This is a genomic window from Sphingobium sp. (assembly GCF_041987595.1).
Lineage (GTDB): Bacteria > Pseudomonadota > Alphaproteobacteria > Sphingomonadales > Sphingomonadaceae > Sphingobium.
The window spans coordinates 1-18,779 of sequence record NZ_JBHIWJ010000077.1 but is presented as its reverse complement, the minus strand read 5'-3'; the positions used below and the strand labels follow the sequence as shown (position 1 = coordinate 18,779).

Here is an 18,779-nt window from a genome sequence, read left to right as displayed (position 1 = left end):
GCGTATTTTGCGGAAGTCGAGGAACTGGACGAGACGGTCCGCGGCGCCGGCGGGTTCGGGTCGACAGGGGTGAAATAGTCATGCCCGACACCCTGATCTCTGACGAGCAACTGGAGCGCTATGCCCGCCATATCGTGCTGAAGGAGATTGGCGGCGCGGGGCAGGCCCGGCTGTTGTCGGCAGATGTCGCGGTGATCGGAGCGGGCGGAATCGGCAGTCCGGCGATCCTCTACCTCGCGGCGGCGGGTGTGGGCACGATCCGGGTGATCGATGACGATGTGGTCGCCCTGTCCAATTTGCAGCGGCAGGTCCTGTTCGGGACGGGGGATATCGGCGCGCCCAAGGCCGAGGCTGCCATGGCGGCGGTGACGCGGCTCAATCCGGATGTGAAGCTGGTTCCCATCAATGCGCGGATCGATGCGGACAATGCCGCGCTGATGCTGCGGGATGCCGATGCGGTACTGGATGGCTGCGACAGTTTCGCGACGCGGCTCGCGGTGGCGGATTGCGCGCAGAAGCTGCGAATTCCGCTGGTGTCCGCGGCGGTCGGGCCGTTTGAGGGGCAGCTCGCCACCTATCGCGGGTGGGAGGTGGACAGGCCCTGCTATCGCTGTCTGGTCGGCTCGCCCGAGGATGCGCCGGAGCGGAACTGCTCCGAGACGGGCGTGATCGGGGCGCTGACCGGGGTGATGGGCAGTCTGGCGACGCTGGAAGTGATCCGCGCGCTGGTGCCCTTTGGCGAGGATATGGCGGGGCGGTTGCTGCTGGCCGATCTGCTGTCGATGCGCTTCCGCACCGTAACGGTGCCCAAAGACCCGGCCTGTCCGGCTTGCGCTGCGGAACTATGCGCGAGCTGAGGATCGTCGTCGCGACCGACGATGCGGAGCGGCTGCGCGGCGCGCTGGTGATGGCGGCGGCGCAGGCGGCGCTGGGCGGTCGGGCGGCGATATTCCTGCAACTGGATGCGGTGGGCCTGCTGCGATCGCCGATGGTCGCGCCGCAGGATGAGCGGCATCGGGCGGCGGGACTGCCTTCGCTGGCGATGCTGGCGGATGAGGCTCTGGGGTTGGGCGTGGCGATCCTTGCCTGTCAGAGTGGCTTGGCCTTGTGCGGACTTTCGGCGAAGGATTTGCCCGACGGGGTGGAGGTCGCCGGGCCAGTCGGCTTTCTCCAGCAGACCGGGGATGAGGCCCGGCTGATCTTCGCTTAGAGCGGTTTTCGATCTGATTGAATCAGACCGCCGCCCCAAGTCTTTTGTTTGCCGCGATTTCTTAACCGTCAGATGATGCCATCTGACTGGAAATCGCTCTAAAGCCCGTCGCCCCAGAATTCCGCGACCTTTCGATCGGCGGCGCAGGAGCCGCGCAGCGCCCGCCATTGCGCTTGGTCGAGCGCGGGGCGATAGGCTGTGCCCGGCTTGACAGCGGCGGCGAAGCGGCGGCGGCGTTCGGCCGAAAGCGGGTGCGAGGAAAGCCAGGTCATCGCCTGCGCTCCCCGTCCTGCCTCCCTGCCGCCGAGGCGTTCGAAAAAGGCGGCGGTCGCGGCGGGAGAAATCTTTGCCTCGCGCATCTGGTCGATGGCGACGCCGTCCGCCGCGCTTTCAGCGTCCCGGCCATAGCTCATGGCAAGAACGCCGTTCAGATAGGCGCCCGTATTGCCCCCCGCCCCGCCCAGGACGACGCTGAGGCCGAGTTGCCGCACGAGACCCGTCATCGTGTCGCGGTGGCGGACATGGCCGAGTTCATGGCCGAGGACGCCTGCGACTTCATCGGGCGATCTGGCTTGCTGGAGCAGGCCGTCGAACAGGATGATCCGTCCGCCCGGCAAGGTCACGGCGTTCACCATCGGGATATTGGCGAGCGTCACTTCGCGCGCTTCGTGATCGGGGTCGACCTGCGCGACGAGGGCGTGCAAGGCCGCGTCGCCCGCAGCGGTGTGGCAGAAGCGGCCGCCAAAATCGCCGACCATCGCGTCGCCCATCCGGTTTTCCCAGCTTTGCGGGATGAGGGGCGCGATGACGCCGGGCGCTTCCAGCGCGCCCCAGACGACCAGCGCGGCGGCGACGGTAAACAGGCCCGCGGCGGGCCAGAAGCCGAAGCGGTCGATCCAGCGGCCATAACGCTCGGCCTTGGGCAGATGCATGGCGATGCCGTCAGGCACTTCGCCGGAAAAGCCCATGCGCCAGCCGGGGATGGCGCTATGGCCATAGGCCGAGCGGTCCTTGTCGGCGCCGATGACGGTGAGGTCGGTCCAGCGGGCCTGCGCGCCGGTCCAGCCGCTTTCCGGTTCCTCCAGCAGAAAGCCGTCCCCGGCCGGGCGGAGCAGCACGCTCCGCCGGACCGCGGTGACGCCGTCATAATGCCAGAGCCGGAAATCCGACATGTCCGTCAGAACGCCCCCACATCGAGCGCATCCAGCAGGCCTTCGCCATGGCGGCTGGCCTTGGTCTGCGACTGACCCAACTCGTCGGTGTAGATGGTGCCGGTCGCGTTCATATGGGTGACGAAGAATTTCCAGTGACGATATTGCAGAAAGATCGCACCGAGGCCGAATGTGCAAACCACCAGCGCAATGTCTCCGAAGAACAGGGCCAACCAATCATCAGTGCTGGCCTCAAAGGAAAATTGCAGGCCGCCCAGCGTCAGATTGTCGATCGCCTCCCGCAGGAAGGCGGCATAATAGGCCAGCGCGATCAACCCGAGCAGCGCATAAACGCCAACGAAAATGACGACAAAGGCAAGGATGCGCAGAATGGGCGGGAAGCTGGACGTCACCCAGATACCGCCAATGGCGCTCCCGAACGTCCCGGCGGTCGCGATCGCGAGCAGAACGAACAGCAGCGGAGCCAGATAGAAAAGCAGAAACCGCTTCACGATCGGCCTTGCGCGGCCGTGGGCGGCAAACGGCTGCGAACCGAAACTCATCGCATTCATGCGGCGGTTCCAGAGCGACATCATCGACCATGGGATGAGCAGGCCCAGCGGCACATAGGCTGCCAGGGTGCGCCACATATATTGGATGCCGAAGCCGAAGCCGCCATCATCGCTCCCGCCCCTGATCCCATGCCACCAGGTGCGGCTGAGCCGATATCGCAAAGCGCGAAACCGCGCGACGCCGGTAAAGTAGAAAAGCGTGAAAGCGGCCATCGCCGTCAATATGGCGGCAAGGCCGGCATGACCCTGCAATATGAGGGCCTGCGCGCCGAACTGGAGAAACAGGAACGGCGCACCCATCAGCAACAGGACCATCAGGAAACCCAGAAAAAGTTCCTTGCCCGTTCCGGTCCACTCCAGCCGATCATCGATGAAACGCGTATTCGCCCAGAGATAACGCCTTGTCCGCGCCGTTGCCCAAAAGCGGTAGATGCCGAGCGTAACGATCGTCAGCAACAGGTTGGTGAAGGCGATGGGCGCATATTCGCGCCAGCTTCCTTCAAAGGCGAAGCTTTCGCCGTAAAAGCGTTCCTGATCCATGATCCCCCCATATTCCCCGGCGCAAGAAGACTATGCCCCGAACCGTTGGTCAAGGGGGATCATGACCGCTTTGACGGCTATCCTTATGAAATGACGCCGCTTCGCCGTTCGCCCACGATCAGAAGCGGGCGTAACGCTCGTTGCCGATGAAGCCGAGCTTCGTGACGCCTGCCCGGCGGATGTCGGCCAGCACTTCGTCGACGGCGACGTAACGGGCGGCGGCGTCGGGCTGGAACTGAAGTTCCGGTTCGACGGGCAGGCGCAGCGAAGCGGCCAGATATCGGCGGAGCGTGAGCCGGTCGATCGCCGCGCCGTTCCAGTGGATCACGCCCTGCGCATCGATGCTGACCCTGTTCCTGACCGGATTCATGTCGAACGTGCGGTCGATCGGCCCCTGCGGCAGATCCACGCCGACCTTGTGCGTCTGGATCGGGATGGTGATGATGAACATGATCAGCAGCACCAGCATCACATCGATCAGCGGCGTCGTGTTCATATCCGATAGAGGCGCCTCGCCCCCGGCGCTCCCACACCCGTCCCTATGCCCGCCGATGCGTCTTGCGAAGCTCAAAGCCATATGCATCCCACCCGTTGAAATAATGATATAACAACACATGAAATATGCCGTGATCGAAAGTTTCTGGCAAGAGGGGCTGCACGGTCATCCGTTTGCCGCGTTCTGCGAGCCGTCGGTCGTTCCGGTCGGCTTCGGCACGCTTCTATTGACAGCACGGGCCGCCCATTTAAGGGGAAAGCGCGGCTTTTTCGGCCGCTGTCATCTCATTTCAACAGAAAGACCACCCGTGTCCGCCATGCTCAAGATCACCCTGCCCGATGGTTCCGTGCGTGAAGTCGCGCCCGGCACTACGCCGGCGGACATTGCGGCGGCGATCGGGCCGGGTCTGGCCAAGGCCGCCATCGCCGCGCGAGTCGATGGCGAGCTGCGCGATATCATGCGGCCGCTGGAGCAGGATTCGCAGCTGGCATTGGTGACGGCGAAGGACGAAGCCGACGCGCTGGAACTGGCGCGGCATGACTTCGCCCATGTGCTGGCCGAGGCGGTGCAGGCGCTGTTTCCAGGCACGCAGATCACCTTCGGGCCATCAACCGACGATGGCTTTTATTATGATTTCGCGCCGAAAGATCGCCCCTTCACCGAGGAGGACCTGCCCGCCATCGAGGCGAAGATGCGCGAGATCATCGCCGCCAACAAGCCGCTGCGCCGCGAGGTATGGACTCGCGAGGATCTGATCGCGCGCTGGAAGGCGGAGGGCGAGACATTCAAGGCGGAATGGGCGGCAGAGCTGCCCGAGGGCGAGGAACTGACGGTCTATTGGTCGGGCAATGAATGGCTCGACATGTGCCGGGGGCCGCATTTGGCCTCCACGGGCAAGCTCGATCCGGCGGCGTTCAGGCTGACCCGCGTGTCGGGCGCCTATTGGCGCGGCGACCAGAAGAATGCGATGCTCAGCCGCGTCTACGGCACTGGCTGGCTGAACAAGAAGCAGCTTGAGACGCACCTCCACAAGCTGGAGGAAGCGGGCAAGCGCGACCATCGCAAGCTGGGCGCGGAGATGGACCTGTTCCACCTCCAGCAGGAGGCGCATGGGAGCGTCTTCTGGCATCCCAAGGGCTATCTGATCTGGCGCGAGCTGGAGGCCTATATGCGCCGCGCGATCGACGCGGCAGGCTATCGTGAGGTCAAAACGCCGCAGGTGATGGACGCGCGCCAGTGGGAGCAGTCCGGCCACTGGGGCAAATATCGCGAAAATATGTTCGTCATCCCCGACGAAGTGCCGAACGTCGCCGACGAAGGCCCGCTGGTGTCGGACGATGCCGACTGGATGGCCCTGAAGCCGATGAACTGCCCGGCGCATATCCTGATCTTCAAGCAGGGGATCAAAAGCTATCGCGACCTGCCGCTGCGCTTCTATGAGAATGGCTGCTGCCATCGCAACGAACCGCATGGGGCGCTGCATGGCCTGATGCGCGTGCGCCAGTTCACGCAGGACGACGCGCACATCTTCTGCCGCGAGGACCAGATCGTAGAGGAAGTCCGCGCTTTCTGCGCGCTGGCCGATCGGATCTACAAGGATTTCGGCTTCACCTATTCGATCAAGCTGGCGCTGCGTCCCGAAAAGCGCTTCGGCACTGAGGAAATGTGGGATCAGGCCGAGGAGGAACTGCGCAACGCCGTCGCGGCGGCGGGGCTGAATACGCCCGAATATGGCTGGGAAGAGCTGCCGGGCGAAGGCGCCTTTTATGCGCCGAAGCTGGAATGGCATCTGACCGACGCGATCGGGCGGACCTGGCAGGTCGGCACGATCCAGTCCGACCGCGTGCTGCCGGAGCGACTCGACGCGTCTTACGTAGCCGAGGACGGCGAGCGGCACCGGCCGGTGATGCTCCACCGCGCGATTTTCGGCTCCTATGAGCGGTTCATCGGCATCCTCATCGAACATTATGCGGGCAAATTCCCGCTCTGGCTCGCGCCGGTGCAGGCGGTGGTGGCGACCATCGTGTCGGACGCCGATGGCTATGCGAGCGACGTCGTCGAGAAGCTGCGGGCAGCCGGAATTAGGGCGGAGGCGGACGTTCGCAACGAGAAGATCAACTACAAGGTGCGCGAACACAGCCTTGGCAAAGTGCCCAATTTGCTGGTCGTCGGCCGCCGCGAGGCGGACGAGGGCACGGTTGCGCTGCGCGAACTCGGCAAGGAAGGCCAGACCATCCTTTCGGTCGGGGATGTCATCGCCCGTCTTGCAAAAGAGGCGCTCGCTCCCGACATGCGGTGAGGCAGCGATGCCACATGGCGCCGGTAAATCCGCAACTGCGGACTTGCCGCCGCTTTCGGCTTTGCGCTAAAGGGCGCCGGAGTCGTTTTATCAACTACCGTAGGAGAAGCTGCTATACGTCCCCCAATGATGCGCCGCCCAATGGCGCCGCCGCCTAAGTCTGGTCCCCGTTACAACGAGTTCATCACCGTGCCCAAGGTGCGCGTGATCGACGACGAAGGCGAAAATCTGGGCGTGATGTATACGCAGGAGGCGATTGAGCGCGCCTATGAGATCGGCCTTGATCTGGTCGAAGTGTCGCCGACAGCCGATCCGCCGGTCTGCAAGTTCCTGGACATCGGCAAATATAAGTACGAGGCCCAGAAAAAGGCGAATATCGCTCGCAAGACCCAGAAGACGCAGGAACTCAAAGAGATCAAGATGCGTCCGAACATTGACGATCATGACTATGATACGAAGATGAAGAAGGTCCATGACTTCATCGGCGACGGCGATAAGGTGAAGATCACCCTGCGCTTCCGTGGGCGTGAACTGTCGCATCAGCAGCTTGGCATGCAGCTGCTCCAGCGCGTGGCGGAAAATGTGGCGGAAGTCGCCAAGGTCGAAGCTTATCCGCGCATGGAAGGCCGCCAGATGCTGATGGTACTGGCGCCCAAATAAGCCATTCGCGAAATCTTTGCCAACGCTCGTCGGGCGGGGTCTGGATGCAGGCTCCGCCCGATGCTTTAGGGCTGGACCGGGTGATCGCTGTGGCCGTCTGTGGTCCTGTTTCCCCTACCGGCCGGAGACAGGCATTGGATACTCGCGCCGTTCGTTCAGAAAATCGGCACGGGACGGCTGAGTCGTGGTTCCTCCGGCCTTCAATTGGGAACGATCAGATATTTCTCGCCGGTGCGGCGCGCATTGTAGGCGAGCGCAGTTTCGCGACCAAGGACATCGCGCAATGAAATGCGGGCCTTGTAAGGGCTGGCGAAGGTCGTCGTGAGGTTGGCGAACACGCGCTGACGCATGCGGCTCGTCACGTCCTCCCCCGCGCGGGCCAGGAAGGGGAAGAGCAGCCAGCCGCCCACATTCCAGCTAAAGCCATAGTTGCGCGTCAGGATCGTGGGCGACAGATCGAGCGCGCCGTAGATATAGGCCTGTTTCGGCTTGTCGGAGCCGTAGCGGCTATAGGCCGCATCCCTGGCCGCCACCTGCTCCATGGCCGTCAGAATCTGGCTGACCAGCTTGCCGCCGCCAATGGCGTCGAAGGCGATGGTTGCGCCCGTCGCCTCGATCGCGGCAATAAGGTCGGTGGCGAACGTCTCGCTGCTGCTGTCAAGGACATGGGCGGCGCCCAGCGCTTTCAGCATCTGGACCTGCGCTTCGCTGCGGACGATGTTGACCAGCGGGATATTGTCTTCCTGCGCGATCCGGACCAGCATCTGGCCCAGATTCGAGGCAGCGGCGGTATGGACGATGGCGCTATGCCCTTCACGCCGCATGGTTTCGACAAAGCCCAGCGCGGTCAGCGGGTTCACGAAGGCCGCGGCCCCCTGCTCCGCCGTGACGCCTTCAGGCAGCGCCATGCATTGGCGGGCATCGACCAGCCGATATTGGGCAAACATGCCGCCCGGAACGCAGGCGACCCGCTTGCCGAGCAGGGCCTGAGCCTCGGGCGCTTCACCCGCGGCGATGACGGTGCCGGCACCTTCATTGCCGATCGCCATCGGCTGGCCGATGCGCGTAGCCATGGCGCGCCGCGCGGGTTCCGGCATTTGGGCGACGATGCGGCCTTCACCATAGTCGGCGCCCGCAAGGTCGGCGGGACCGAAGAGCAGGCCAAGATCGGAAGGATTGATCGGCGCGGCCTCCACCCGGATCAGCACATCATGGCCTTGCGGGCTGGCAATGCTCTCCTGCGCCAGTTCGACCGTCAGGCGGCCATCTTCGCCCAGCGTCGAGAGAAGTTTGAAACCGTCGATCCCCTTCATCATTCCGTCCTCTTCAGGCTGAGGGCTTGTCCCGATACAGCGCCGGAAACATCGTCCTGAGCGCTTCCAGCTTCGGCATATCCCAACGCAATATATAAGGGTGGCGCGGGTTTCTCGTCAGGAAATTCTGGTGATCGGGGGCCGCGTCCTGAAAGCCGGTGAAGCGCTCGACGCGGGTTACGACGGGGTCCCGCCAAAGGCCCGATTGGCCCAGCTGACCAAGATAGGCGCGGGCCGCCTTTTCCTGCCCGGCGTTCAGCGGAAAGAGCGCGCTGCGATATTGGGTGCCTCGGTCGGGTCCCTGATAGTTCAGCGTCGTCGGATCGGCGATCACCGAGAAGAAAACGCGCAGCAGCGTACCGTAGCTGATCTGGGCAGGGTCGTAGGTCACGCGGACGGATTCGGCAAAGCCGGTGTCGCCCTGGCTGACCTGCTCATAATCGACCTTGCGATTGCGGGGCCCACCCGCAAAGCCGGAGACGGCCAGATGGACACCCTTCAGGTGGGAAAAGACACCTTCGACGCCCCAATAACAGCCGCCCGCAAACACGGCGGTTTCGAGCTTGCGGCCGGGCGCGGCATCAATGGCCGGGACGGGCGCCAGCACGGGGCGTTCGGCGCGCAGCGGGGAGGCGACGGCAAGCGCCGCCAGAAAAGCCAGAGCGATTCCGTCAGAGCGCCGCATTGTCCGCCGCGGGTGCCGCGCCGGCCGACGCGGCCATGGCGGGCGAGGTCAGCGCGGGGGATTCGCTGTTCGGCTGAAGCGCAAACATGCCGATCGCACCGATCACGAACCCGCCGAAGAAGCGCAGGAACAGGTCGGATTTCAAGAATGCCACCATGGCGTTCTTCCTTTCGGTCGTTCGGCCCTCATCAGGGGCAGCAGTTAATAATCGGCGGCTTAGCCCTGCCTGAACGCTGGCGGGAAGACAGCGGGTTTCGACAAAGGCTCCAGACGGAGCGATCGACGGCAGCAATGAAGCCAGTTTCGGTTCGCAACGGGATATAGAGCCCGCCGCTCCATCTGCAAGACGGCGCGGGGGAAAAATTCCGTTTCCGATTTTGTGACAATGGGCGGGCGATCGACCCGATGCCGTCACCCTTCGCTCTCCCTCTCCGGACAGGAGAGGGAGAAAGCCATTCTTACTTCAGCGCCGCGCAAGCTTCCTGAATCCGGGTGCAGGCCTTGGCCAGCACCTCTTCCGAAGTCGCATAGCTGATGCGGAAGGCGGGCGAGAGACCGAAGGCGGCGCCGTGCACGGCAGCGACCTTCGCTTCGTCGAGGAAATAGCCGATCAGCGCTTCGTCGCTGCTGATGACCTCACCCTTGGGCGTCACCTTGCCGATCAAGCCGCTGGCGTCGGGATAGACGTAGAAGGCGCCTTCCGGGGTCGGGCAGTCGAGGCCCGGCGCGTCGTTCAGCATGGCGACGACCATGTCGCGGCGCTTCTTGAAGGCAGCGTTGCGCTCTTCCAGAAAGTCCTGCGGGCCGGTCAGAGCGGCGGCAGCAGCAGCCTGGCTGATCGAGCAGGGGTTGCTGGTCGACTGCGACTGGAGCTTGCCCATCGCCTTGATGATCCATTCCGGGCCGCCCGCAAAGCCGATGCGCCAGCCGGTCATCGAGAAAGCCTTGGAACAGCCGTTCACCGTCAGCGTGCGGTCGTAGAGTTCCGGGCAGACCTGCGCGATCGTGGCGAAGGGGGTCGGCGCATACCAGACATGCTCATACATGTCGTCGGTCATCACCAGCACATGCGGGTGACGCAGCAGCACTTCGCCCAGTTCCTTGAGTTCCGCCGCCGAGTAGGCCGCGCCCGAGGGATTGGAGGGCGAGTTCAGCATGACCCACTTGGTGCGGGGCGTGATCGCGGCGTCCAGCTGGGCCGCAGTGATCTTGTAGCCCTGGCTCGCCGGGCCTTCGATGAAGACCGGGGTGCCGCCCGCAAAGTTCACGATGTCGGGATAGCTGACCCAGTAAGGCGCGGGGATGATGACTTCATCGCCCACATCGACCGTCGCGACCAGCGCATTGAACAGGGTGTGCTTGCCGCCTGAGTTCACGCTGATCTGGTTGCGCTTGTAGATCAGGCCATTGTCGCGCTTGAACTTGAAGGCGACGGCTTCCTTGACGGCGACCGTTCCGTCGACGTCGGTGTAGCGGGTAAGGTTCTTGCGAATCGCCTCGATGCCCGCTTCCTTGACGAAATCAGGCGTGTCGAAATCCGGCTCGCCAGCGGAGAGGCCAATAACGTCCACGCCTTCGGCTTTAAGGGCATTCACGCGCGCGCTCATCGCCAGGGTGGCGGAGGGCTGGATGCGACCGAGGGCTGCGGAAGTCTGGCTCATCGTGACAATCTTTCTCTAGAATCCCCTAGGTCCGCAGAAGCGGACGCGAGGCTCCTTAGTGTGCAACGAAAGAAGGGGCAACCGCCAGTTGGCCTCCGCTGGCCATGACGGCAGATTATCCCTCTTAACGGACGAGCGACGCCGCTACCATGCCGCGTGCGGCATTACCGATAAAAAACCCGTTTTCCAGATCGCGGGGCCGAAGATCCGCCTCGATCGCCTCGCCCATGTCGATGAGGCTGCGGCGCAGGACGCCGGGCAGCACACCGCGCGACAGCGGCGGCGTCAACAACTTGTCGCCGCGCTCGACGAAGATGGAGGAGAAGCTGCCTTCGGTCAGGTAGCCCTCCTCGTCAATCATCACCACTTCATAAGTGCCGCCGCGTTTCAGCGCATCGCGGTAGATGGCGCGGTCCGTCGTCTTGTGCGCCAGACGGGGATCGCTGGCAGAAGCGTTGCGCGGCACGCACGCCAGCTGCATGATCGCTTGCGGCCAGGTGCGATGTTCGCGCACCTCGATCGCGACCGATCCGCGGCGCGACACCAGCAGCCGCAGGCGGCTGCGTTCACGCAGGCGGAAGGTCGCGGCTTGCAGCTCATTGCGCACGTCGTGCCGGTCGAAGGCGAAATCGAGCGCGGAGGCGCTGTCCTTCAGTCGCGCCAGATGCAGTTCCAGCAGCCTGATGCCGTCGACCGGATCGAAGGCCATGGTTTCGAGCAGATCATAGCGTCCGTCAGCCAATGCCATGGAAAACCTTGCAAATCCCCTTTGCGCCGAAATGGAGGCGCCGATCATTCAAGCCGGTGCGAGGAAGCGCCCCTTGGCCAGACATTCCGCCCATTCGGAAGCGGCTTCCGAATCCGCGACGATGCCCGAACCCAAACCCAGGCGCCCCTCCCTCCTGCCTTCTTCGACGCAAATCGTACGAATGGCAACATTGAAGGCGGCGTCGCCCTCCGGATCGATCCAGCCCATGGAGCCGGTATAGACGCCGCGCGGGAAGGCTTCGACCGCATCGATGATCTCCATCGCCCGCACCTTGGGCGCGCCGGTGATCGATCCGCAGGGGAAGAGCACGCGCAGCACATCGACCGGCGACAGGCCGGGCAGCAGTCGCGCCCGCACGGTCGAGACCATCTGGTGGACCGTCGGATAGGTTTCGACCTTGAACAGATCGGGCACCGTTACGCTGCCTGCGCGGGCGACCCGCGACAGGTCGTTGCGCAGCAGGTCGACGATCATCAGATTTTCGGCGCGCTGCTTCGCATCGCTTTCCAGCCAGTCGCGCAGCGCGGCGTCGCGGACGGGATCGGCGCCGCGGGGGGCGGTGCCCTTCATCGGCCGGGCGGTCAGCTGGCCGCGCACGCTGGTAAAGAAAAGCTCTGGCGAGAAGGAGAGGATGCTATGATCGCCGGTGCGGATCACCCCGCCATAGCCGGCGCACTGACGGGGCCGGATCGCGGCATAAAGCGCCATGATGTCGCCCGAAAATCGGGCGGCGCAGGGAAATGTCAGATTGACCTGATAAATGTCGCCAGCGCGGATCAGGTCCTGCACCTGCGCAAAGGCGGCCCGGTAAGCGGCTTCCGAGATGAGCGGCTGGGCCGACTCCACCCTGGCGGTCGCGGGATCGGGCAGCAGCGGGGGAAGCGCGCCGGGTTCGATCAGGCGCACCCCTTCGAACAGGCCGAACCACAATAACGGCGCGCCGGACGCATCGGCGCGGCGGCGCTTCGCCAGCGGCAGCAGCCGGTCCTCCAGCGCCAGACCCGCCTCATAACTGATGAACCCGGCGGCATGCAGGCCCGCCTCCGCCGCTTCGGCCAGACGGTCGAGCGCGGGCTGCACATCCTCCATACGATGCGCGGCGATGACCGACACCGGGTCGCGATAGAGGCGCGCCGGGGCGGGGCCGCGCTCTCGCGCGTCGTCGAACAGGGCAAAGGCTTCGGTCGGTCCCGGCAGGCGCATGGCCGCTCTCTTACCAGTCTTTTGACGGGGCGGAAGGGCTGTCGGCGACAACGCATGGTTGCGCCGTCCCGACGCAGGCCATAGAGACGGCGGCATGAGCGACGCGTCCCCACGCCCCTTTGGCCCTGCCCTGACGCTGGCGCTGCGAGGGCATTGCCCGGCCTGCGGCCAGGGACGCATGTTTGCGCGCTTCCTGAAACCCAGCGCAGCCTGCGGCCACTGCGGGCAGGCGTGGGACGTCTCCCGGGCGGACGATTTCCCCGCCTATATCGTCATATTGCTGCTGGGGCACATATTGGTGCCGCTGATGATCGAGGTGAACGCCGCGCTCGCCATTCCGCTGGGGGTGCAGGCGGCGTTGTGGCCGGGCCTCGCGATCCTGCTGGCGGTGGCGATGATCCAGCCCGCCAAGGCGGCGGTCATCGCCTTTCAGTGGTCCCGCCGCATGGATGGATTTGCCTGACGGCAAGGGCCTGAGCGTCAGGCGGGCTTGATGATGAAGTTCCGCTCCATCGCCTCGCGCAGCGTCTCTTCGATGCTGCGGCGACCTTCCGAACCATGGGTGACGACCGTGGTGTCGCAGGTCGCGACGCAAACCCCCTTCTGGAAACCCGCCGAGCTGATCGTCCAGCTGGTGCGGCCGATATGGCCGATCGCGCAGTGCACTTCGAACGGATAGGGGAAATGCGCTTCCTCTACGAAGTTGAGGTTCACATTGGCTACCAGCCAGCGCACACCCTGTTCCTGCGGGTGGCGGCCAAGATGATGATGGAAGCGGATGCGGGCGGTTTCGAAAATACCCGAGATCGCCACATTGTTGATGTGGCCCATGGTATCGATGTCCTGGAAGCGGGTGTCGATGCTGGTGACGAAACGATAAGCTTCCGGGCTGAGACGCCAGGATTCGGGTTTGGCCATGTCCTGCTTTCCATTTGGATTATTTCCATTGCTCTTAGCCTTTGCGGGCGCCGATGCAATCTTCGCGGTAAAGATTGACGGGAAATGCGACTTTTATGACACAGGAACGCCGGGGCATTCCATCGATCTGCAACAAACTGTTTCCAGGGGCGGCCATGGACTTCACCGCGCGGGCCACATAGTTTCCTGCACGGATTTAGCGGATCGGGGTTTTCATGCAGCGTTACAGCCGGATTGCGATTTTTCTGCACTGGGCGATCGCGGCCCTGCTCGCCTTTCAGATCAGCGTCGGCTGGGCGCTGGAGGATCTGGGCGCGCGCGGCTTTGCGCTGTTTCAGCTGCACAAGTCGATCGGCATGACCATCCTTGCGCTGACGCTCGCCCGGATCGCGATCCGTTATTGGAAGCCCCGCCCCGCACCGGTCGAGGGCGGCTGGCAGGGAGCGCTGGCCAAGGCAGTACATGGCGGCCTGTATCTTTTCATGATCGGCGCGCCGCTGACGGGCTGGGCGCTGGTGTCGACCGCGAAGGTCAAGGTGCCGACGCTGATCTTCGGGGTGGTTCCCCTGCCCCATCTGCCGCTGCCGATGGGCGCGCATGCGCTGGCGGAGGGTGGGCATAGCCTGCTCGCCTGGATCGGCATCGCGCTGTTTGCGCTGCACGTCGCCGGCGCATTGCGGCATCACTTCCTGATGGGTGACGGCCTGTTGTGGCGAATGATGCCGGTGCGCTCGCCCTTGCTTCTCATCGCCCTGCCCGCCCTGATCCTCGTCGCGCTCGGGCTGGGCCGCATGATCCTGCCAGCGCCTGCGCCCAAGGCGGCCGCAGCGCCGGCAGCTCTCGCGCCGGTCGAGGAGGCGGAGATCCCGGCCAACGTCGCAGTGGCTGCGGAGAATGCCGCCAGCGCCGCCAGCCCGGCCGAAGCCGATAATGCGGCAGCGGTCGAAGAACCCGCGCCGCCGCCGTCATGGGCCGTGCAGCCGGGCGGCACGATCGGCTTTGCGGTCGGCAATGGCGGCGAGACGATCAGCGGCAGCTTTGCCAAATGGACCGCGAAGATCGTGATGGACCCCGACCATCCCGAAAGCGCCACCATCCGAGTCGAGATCGATCTGGCGAGCGCGAGCGTGGGCGATAGCTACAAGGATGGGATGCTGGCGGGGGACGAGTTTTTCGGCGTGGCCGCGCATCCCAGAGCCGTCTTTACGGCGAAGGGCGCGGAAAGGACGGGCGCGAACAGCTATCGCGCTGCGGGAACTTTGAGCCTGAAGGGCGCGACCAAAGCGCAGAGCATCCGCTTCACCCTGTCTGGCAGCGGCAAGACGCGCAAGGTGACCGGGTCGGCGAGCATTGCCCGCGCATCCTTTGGCGTGGGCAATGGCGAGAGCAGCACGGCGATTGATCCCAAGGTGGCGGTCAACTTCACCTTCGATGCCAAAGCAGAATAAGCGGGCATGGATTAACCCCCGCACTTCTGCCAAAGCGGCGGTATGGACAGCAGACAGTCGCCAGCCCCGCATATAGAGGACGGAGTCTTCCTGGCCTTCGTCCTTGTCGTTTCAATTGCCTTCGCGCTGGTGATCGAACCGTTTTTCGCGGCGATCCTGTGGGGGGTCATCGCCGCCATCCTCTTCGCGCCGGTCAATCAGGCGCTGATGCGCGGCATGCCCCGGCGGCGGAACAGTTCGGCGGCGCTGACGCTGCTGCTGATCATCGCCCTGGTCATCGTTCCGGCCATCATCCTGTCCATAGCGCTGGTGCAGGAAGCGACCCTCTTCTACGCCAAGGTGCAATCGGGAGAGATTAGTTTCGCAGCCATGTTCGCGCAGTTTCAGGCGAGCCTGCCCGGCTGGGCCGCTGCCTTTCTTGAGCGGTTGGGCGTCACCAATTTCGACACCGTGCGCGAGATGTTGAGCCAGGGGATCGCATCGAGCTTCCGCACCGTGGCAACGCAGGCGCTCCAGATCGGACAGAGCGCCTTCAGTTTCCTGATGGCGCTGGGCGTGATGCTGTATCTGACTTTCTTCCTGTTGCGGGATGGGCCGCGATTGGCCGCATTGCTGGACCAGGCGGCGCCGATGCGCGCTGTCCATCGCCGCGCGCTGATCGACCAGTTCGTCATCGTCATCCGCGCGACCATCAAGGGCAGCATTGTCGTGGCCATCGTGCAGGGCGTCATCGGCGGGGTGGTGTTCTGGGCGCTGGGGCTGCCGGGCGCGCTGCTGTGGGGCGTGCTGATGGGTGCCTTTTCGCTGATCCCGGCGGTGGGGACGGGGCTGATCTGGGTGCCGGTGGCAATCTATCTGTTCGTGACCGGGGCGGTGGTGAAGGGGTTGATACTCGCCTTTTGCGGCATGTTCGTGATCGGCATGGTCGACAATATCCTGCGCCCGATTCTGGTCGGACGGGATACCCGGATACCGGACTATGTGGTGCTGATCACGACGCTGGGCGGGATCGACCTTTTCGGGTTCAACGGCATCATCATCGGACCGGTGATCGCGGCGCTGTTCATCGCGACATGGAATATCGTGACCCGGATGCGCAGTGGCGCCGACGGGCTGGAAGGGCCGCTGACGGAGGAAACCGGGGCGGCCTGACGGGACTTACAGCGCCTCCAGCACCGCGCTGGCCTCCATCCAGACCTCTTCGGCTGCTTCCAGCTTCCTCTCGACCTCCGACCGTTTCACCATGAGCTGGGTCATGGTCATCTTCGCCTCCGCGCCGGTGGCCGATTTGGGGTCGAACAGTGCCTGATCGATACGGCTGCGCTCGGCACTGAGCGTCGCCATTTCCTTTTCGGCCCTGGCGATTGCGCTCTTCGCGGTCTTCTGCTTTTCGCGCCACTCGGCGGCGTTGCGCTTTTCGGCCTTGCGGTCAGTCTTGGGCGCATCGCCGCCGCTGCTGCCATTCCCGTCGGCCTTGCGCAGGATGATGTCGGTATAATCCTCCAGGCTGCCGTCGAACGGCTGGGCCGTGCCATTGTCGACCAGCACGAGACGATCCGCGACCAGTTCGATCATGTGGCGGTCGTGGGAGACGATGACAACGGCGCCCGAATAGTCGTTCAGCGCCTGCACCAGCGCCTCGCGGCTGTCGACGTCGAGATGGTTGGTCGGCTCGTCAAGGATCAGCAGATGCGGCGCGTCGCGGGTGATGAGAGCAAGGGCCAGCCGCGCCCTCTCCCCGCCCGACATGGAGCCGACCTTCTGCGTGGCGCGCTCACCGGAGAAGCCGAAGCGGCCGAGCTGGGCACGGACGGCCGCGGGGGTCGCGCCCTTCATGACGCGGCTCATATGTTCCAGCGGCGTGTCGGTGACGTCCAGCTCCTCCACCTGATACTGGGTGAAATAGCCGACATTCATCTTGGCCGAGGCGTTCATTGCGCCTTCCATCGGCTTGAGCTGCGCGGCGATGAGCCGGGCGAGCGTGGTCTTGCCATTGCCGTTGCGGCCCAGCAGCGCCAGCCGGTCGTCGGGATCGATGCGCAGGTTGACGCGGCGCAGGACCGGCGTGTCGTCATAGCCGACCGCCGCCATGTCCATGGTGATGAGCGGCGGGCGCAGTTCGGGCGGGCTGGGGAAGCCGAAATGCAGCGTCGGATCCTCGATCGCGGCGGCGATGGGCTGCATCTTCGCCAGCGCCTTGGCACGGGACTGAGCCTGTTTCGCAGTCGAGGCGCGGGCCGAGTTACGGGCGACATAGTCCTGCAATTTCTCGCGCTCGGCCTGCTGCTTGGCGCGGGCGGCCTCCGCTTGCGCGAGCCGTTCGGCGCGCTGTCGCTCGAACGCGTCATAGCCGCCGGGATAGAGCATGACCTTCCCGCCCTCCAGGTGGAGGATATAGTCGACCACATTGTTGAGCAGGTCGCGCTCATGGCTGATGACGACCACGGTGCCGCGATAGCTTTTGAGGAAATTCTCCAGCCAGAGCGTCGCTTCAAGGTCGAGATGGTTCGACGGCTCGTCGAGCAGCAGCAGGTCGGGGTTGGAAAAGAGCAGCGAGGCGAGCGCCACGCGCATCTTCCAGCCGCCCGAATAGCTGTCGAGCGGACGGCCCTGCATCTCCTCGTCGAAGCCGAGGCCGACGAGGATGCGCGCGGCTCTTGCCGGGGCGGTATAGGCGTCGATGGCGTTCAGCCGTTCGTAGATATGGCCGAGCCGGTCGGGGTCGTCGCTATGCTCCGCCTCCGCCATCAGGGCGGCGCGTTCCGTGTCGGCCGCCAGTACCGTGTCGAAGGGGGTGGCGGTGCCGGAGGGGGCCTCCTGCGCGATATAGCCGAGGCGGGTGTCGCGGGGCATGTCGCAGCTGCCCTCGTCCGGGTCGATCTGACCGATCATCACTTTCATCAGGGTCGACTTGCCCGCGCCGTTGCGGCCGATCAGGCCCACACGGCTGCGCGGCGGCAGCGAGGCGCTGGCGCGGTCGAGGATGGTGCGGCCGCCAAGGCGCACGGTGATGGCGTTGAGGTTCAGCATGGCCGCGCCCTCTAAATCATTTTCGAAGCAGGTGGTATCACCTGCCGGCCCGGAAAATGCGGAAATCGAGAAAAAATTAGAGCCGCGCCGGATGGTGAAGGCGCAGGAACGCCGTTTTACAGTCAGCCATGCTCTTGCGAAGTTCACGCCGTTGTCGCCGACGCATTTGCTTGGGTGCGGACCGGTGGCGTGGATTCGCAATAGGAAAGTTTTTGCGAAGTGGCGCGCTGACCGTGCGGAATGGGCGCGGAGCGAAAAAGACCGACGTTGGGAAAGAGCCGGCACGGTCATGGCACAGGATGGCGGGTGTAGGACAGGGTTCAGTCGCCTGAAGCCGAACTTCTCCCTTTCGGTTTCCCCGGTCCTGGATGACGTCGATGGAAGCGGCATGGTTGGGAAATGGATGCCCGCGTTGACCTTCGGTCGTCCTTGGGGGTGCGTGGCTGACAGGACTCAGCCCGTTGGAGCCTCCGCCGCGTAGAGGGTGAACTGGGCATGGAGACCGCCGCTGGAGCTTTGCCCCAGCCACAGGTCGAACAGGCCCGGTTCCGCGATGATCCTGCTCCCCGCCCCCACAAATTGCAGGTCGGTGCGGGAGAGCGAAAAGCGCACCGTCCTGCTCTCCCCCGGCCCCAGCGTAACGCGCGCGATGCGCTTCAGCTCGCGGATCGGGCGAGTGCGGCTGGCGACGCGGTCGCGAATGTAGAGCTGCACCACCTCGCTGCCCTTGCGCGACCCCTTGTTGGTGAGGCGGGCGGTGACTTCGATCGCGCGATCCCAGCGGAGCGCCGTGTCGGACAGCTTGAGATTATCCAGCGCGAACT

At 64.4% G+C, this 18,779-nt stretch carries 20 protein-coding genes; 8 read left to right on the top strand and 12 right to left on the bottom strand.

Annotated features, from left to right (window positions below):
- Window positions 1-80 precede the first annotated feature (80 nt).
- A complete protein-coding gene (locus tag ACFC3J_RS16725; protein ID WP_375197244.1) occupies window positions 81-857 on the top strand; it encodes a ThiF family adenylyltransferase in 777 nt (258 codons plus the stop codon).
- Window positions 845-1,210, top strand: a complete 366-nt coding sequence (locus ACFC3J_RS16720; RefSeq protein ID WP_375197243.1) for a peroxiredoxin — start codon at window positions 845-847, stop codon at window positions 1,208-1,210. Before ACFC3J_RS16725 ends, ACFC3J_RS16720 begins: the two co-directional genes overlap by 13 nt.
- Before the next feature lie 98 nt (window positions 1,211-1,308).
- Here the strand turns inward: ACFC3J_RS16720 and ACFC3J_RS16715 are convergent, their stop codons facing one another.
- The 3 genes from ACFC3J_RS16715 to ACFC3J_RS16705 all read right to left on the bottom strand — a co-directional run bounded on the left by ACFC3J_RS16715 (window position 1,309) and on the right by ACFC3J_RS16705 (window position 4,050).
- Complete coding sequence (locus ACFC3J_RS16715; RefSeq protein WP_375197242.1) at window positions 1,309-2,382, bottom strand: M48 family metallopeptidase; 1,074 nt, start codon at window positions 2,380-2,382, stop codon at window positions 1,309-1,311.
- Between the two features lie 5 nt (window positions 2,383-2,387).
- Window positions 2,388-3,473 carry a YjgN family protein gene (locus ACFC3J_RS16710; RefSeq protein WP_375197241.1) on the bottom strand — a complete coding sequence of 362 codons (1,086 nt, stop codon included), beginning with the start codon at window positions 3,471-3,473 and terminating at the stop codon, window positions 2,388-2,390.
- Window positions 3,474-3,591: 118 nt separating this feature from the next.
- Window positions 3,592-4,050 carry an ExbD/TolR family protein gene (locus ACFC3J_RS16705; RefSeq protein ID WP_375197240.1) on the bottom strand — a complete coding sequence of 153 codons (459 nt, stop codon included), beginning with the start codon at window positions 4,048-4,050 and terminating at the stop codon, window positions 3,592-3,594.
- Window positions 4,051-4,285: 235 nt separating this feature from the next.
- On the opposite strand from ACFC3J_RS16705, the gene thrS reads away from it, so the two are divergent.
- Entirely contained in the window at window positions 4,286-6,268 is a 1,983-nt protein-coding gene (thrS, locus tag ACFC3J_RS16700; RefSeq protein WP_375197246.1) for a threonine--tRNA ligase, read from the top strand.
- A 126-nt stretch (window positions 6,269-6,394) separates the two neighbouring features.
- Window positions 6,395-6,928, top strand: coding sequence for a translation initiation factor IF-3 (infC, locus tag ACFC3J_RS16695; protein ID WP_046761866.1), 534 nt, complete (start codon window positions 6,395-6,397; stop codon window positions 6,926-6,928).
- Window positions 6,929-7,128: 200 nt separating this feature from the next.
- On the opposite strand, the gene ACFC3J_RS16690 is transcribed toward infC, so the two are convergent.
- The 6 genes from ACFC3J_RS16690 to ACFC3J_RS16665 all read right to left on the bottom strand — a co-directional run bounded on the left by ACFC3J_RS16690 (window position 7,129) and on the right by ACFC3J_RS16665 (window position 12,559).
- Complete coding sequence (locus ACFC3J_RS16690) at window positions 7,129-8,241, bottom strand: zinc-binding dehydrogenase (RefSeq protein ID WP_375197245.1); 1,113 nt, start codon at window positions 8,239-8,241, stop codon at window positions 7,129-7,131.
- Between the two features lie 13 nt (window positions 8,242-8,254).
- The gene (msrA, locus tag ACFC3J_RS16685; protein ID WP_375197239.1) at window positions 8,255-8,926 is read right to left on the bottom strand and encodes a peptide-methionine (S)-S-oxide reductase MsrA; all 672 of its coding nucleotides are present in this window, start codon (window positions 8,924-8,926) and stop codon (window positions 8,255-8,257) included.
- A complete protein-coding gene (locus ACFC3J_RS16680; protein WP_375197238.1) occupies window positions 8,913-9,083 on the bottom strand; it encodes a hypothetical protein in 171 nt (56 codons plus the stop codon). The genes msrA and ACFC3J_RS16680 overlap by 14 nt, the downstream gene beginning before the upstream one ends.
- A 301-nt stretch (window positions 9,084-9,384) precedes the next feature.
- Window positions 9,385-10,587 carry a pyridoxal phosphate-dependent aminotransferase gene (locus ACFC3J_RS16675; protein ID WP_375197237.1) on the bottom strand — a complete coding sequence of 401 codons (1,203 nt, stop codon included), beginning with the start codon at window positions 10,585-10,587 and terminating at the stop codon, window positions 9,385-9,387.
- Between the two features lie 124 nt (window positions 10,588-10,711).
- Window positions 10,712-11,335 (bottom strand): aminotransferase class IV, encoded by a 624-nt coding sequence (locus tag ACFC3J_RS16670; RefSeq protein ID WP_375197236.1) that lies wholly within the window; start codon window positions 11,333-11,335, stop codon window positions 10,712-10,714.
- Window positions 11,336-11,383: 48 nt separating this feature from the next.
- On the bottom strand, window positions 11,384-12,559 hold the full coding sequence (locus tag ACFC3J_RS16665; RefSeq protein ID WP_375197235.1) for an aminodeoxychorismate synthase component I: 1,176 nt from the start codon (window positions 12,557-12,559) through the stop codon (window positions 11,384-11,386).
- 94 nt (window positions 12,560-12,653) lie between these two features.
- Between ACFC3J_RS16665 and ACFC3J_RS16660 the strand changes: the two genes are divergently transcribed.
- Window positions 12,654-13,022: a DUF983 domain-containing protein gene (locus ACFC3J_RS16660; RefSeq protein ID WP_375197234.1), complete on the top strand. Its 369-nt coding sequence runs from the start codon at window positions 12,654-12,656 to the stop codon at window positions 13,020-13,022.
- A 17-nt stretch (window positions 13,023-13,039) separates the two neighbouring features.
- On the opposite strand, the gene ACFC3J_RS16655 is transcribed toward ACFC3J_RS16660, so the two are convergent.
- Complete coding sequence (locus ACFC3J_RS16655; protein WP_375197233.1) at window positions 13,040-13,477, bottom strand: acyl-CoA thioesterase; 438 nt, start codon at window positions 13,475-13,477, stop codon at window positions 13,040-13,042.
- A 215-nt stretch (window positions 13,478-13,692) separates the two neighbouring features.
- On the opposite strand from ACFC3J_RS16655, the gene ACFC3J_RS16650 reads away from it, so the two are divergent.
- Complete coding sequence (locus ACFC3J_RS16650; RefSeq protein ID WP_375197232.1) at window positions 13,693-14,925, top strand: YceI family protein; 1,233 nt, start codon at window positions 13,693-13,695, stop codon at window positions 14,923-14,925.
- Window positions 14,926-14,967: 42 nt separating this feature from the next.
- Entirely contained in the window at window positions 14,968-16,077 is a 1,110-nt protein-coding gene (locus tag ACFC3J_RS16645; RefSeq protein WP_375197231.1) for an AI-2E family transporter, read from the top strand.
- Between the two features lie 6 nt (window positions 16,078-16,083).
- Here the strand turns inward: ACFC3J_RS16645 and ACFC3J_RS16640 are convergent, their stop codons facing one another.
- A complete protein-coding gene (locus tag ACFC3J_RS16640; protein WP_375197230.1) occupies window positions 16,084-17,955 on the bottom strand; it encodes an ABC-F family ATP-binding cassette domain-containing protein in 1,872 nt (623 codons plus the stop codon).
- Between ACFC3J_RS16640 and ACFC3J_RS16635 the strand changes: the two genes are divergently transcribed.
- Window positions 17,936-18,436, top strand: coding sequence for a hypothetical protein (locus tag ACFC3J_RS16635; protein ID WP_375197229.1), 501 nt, complete (start codon window positions 17,936-17,938; stop codon window positions 18,434-18,436). The two genes, ACFC3J_RS16640 and ACFC3J_RS16635, sit on opposite strands and share 20 nt — an antisense overlap.
- Here ACFC3J_RS16635 and ACFC3J_RS16630 read toward each other — a convergent pair.
- A partial coding sequence (locus ACFC3J_RS16630) for a fibronectin type III-like domain-contianing protein (protein ID WP_375197228.1) occupies window positions 18,409-18,779 on the bottom strand: 371 nt, incomplete at its 5' end. The two genes, ACFC3J_RS16635 and ACFC3J_RS16630, sit on opposite strands and share 28 nt — an antisense overlap.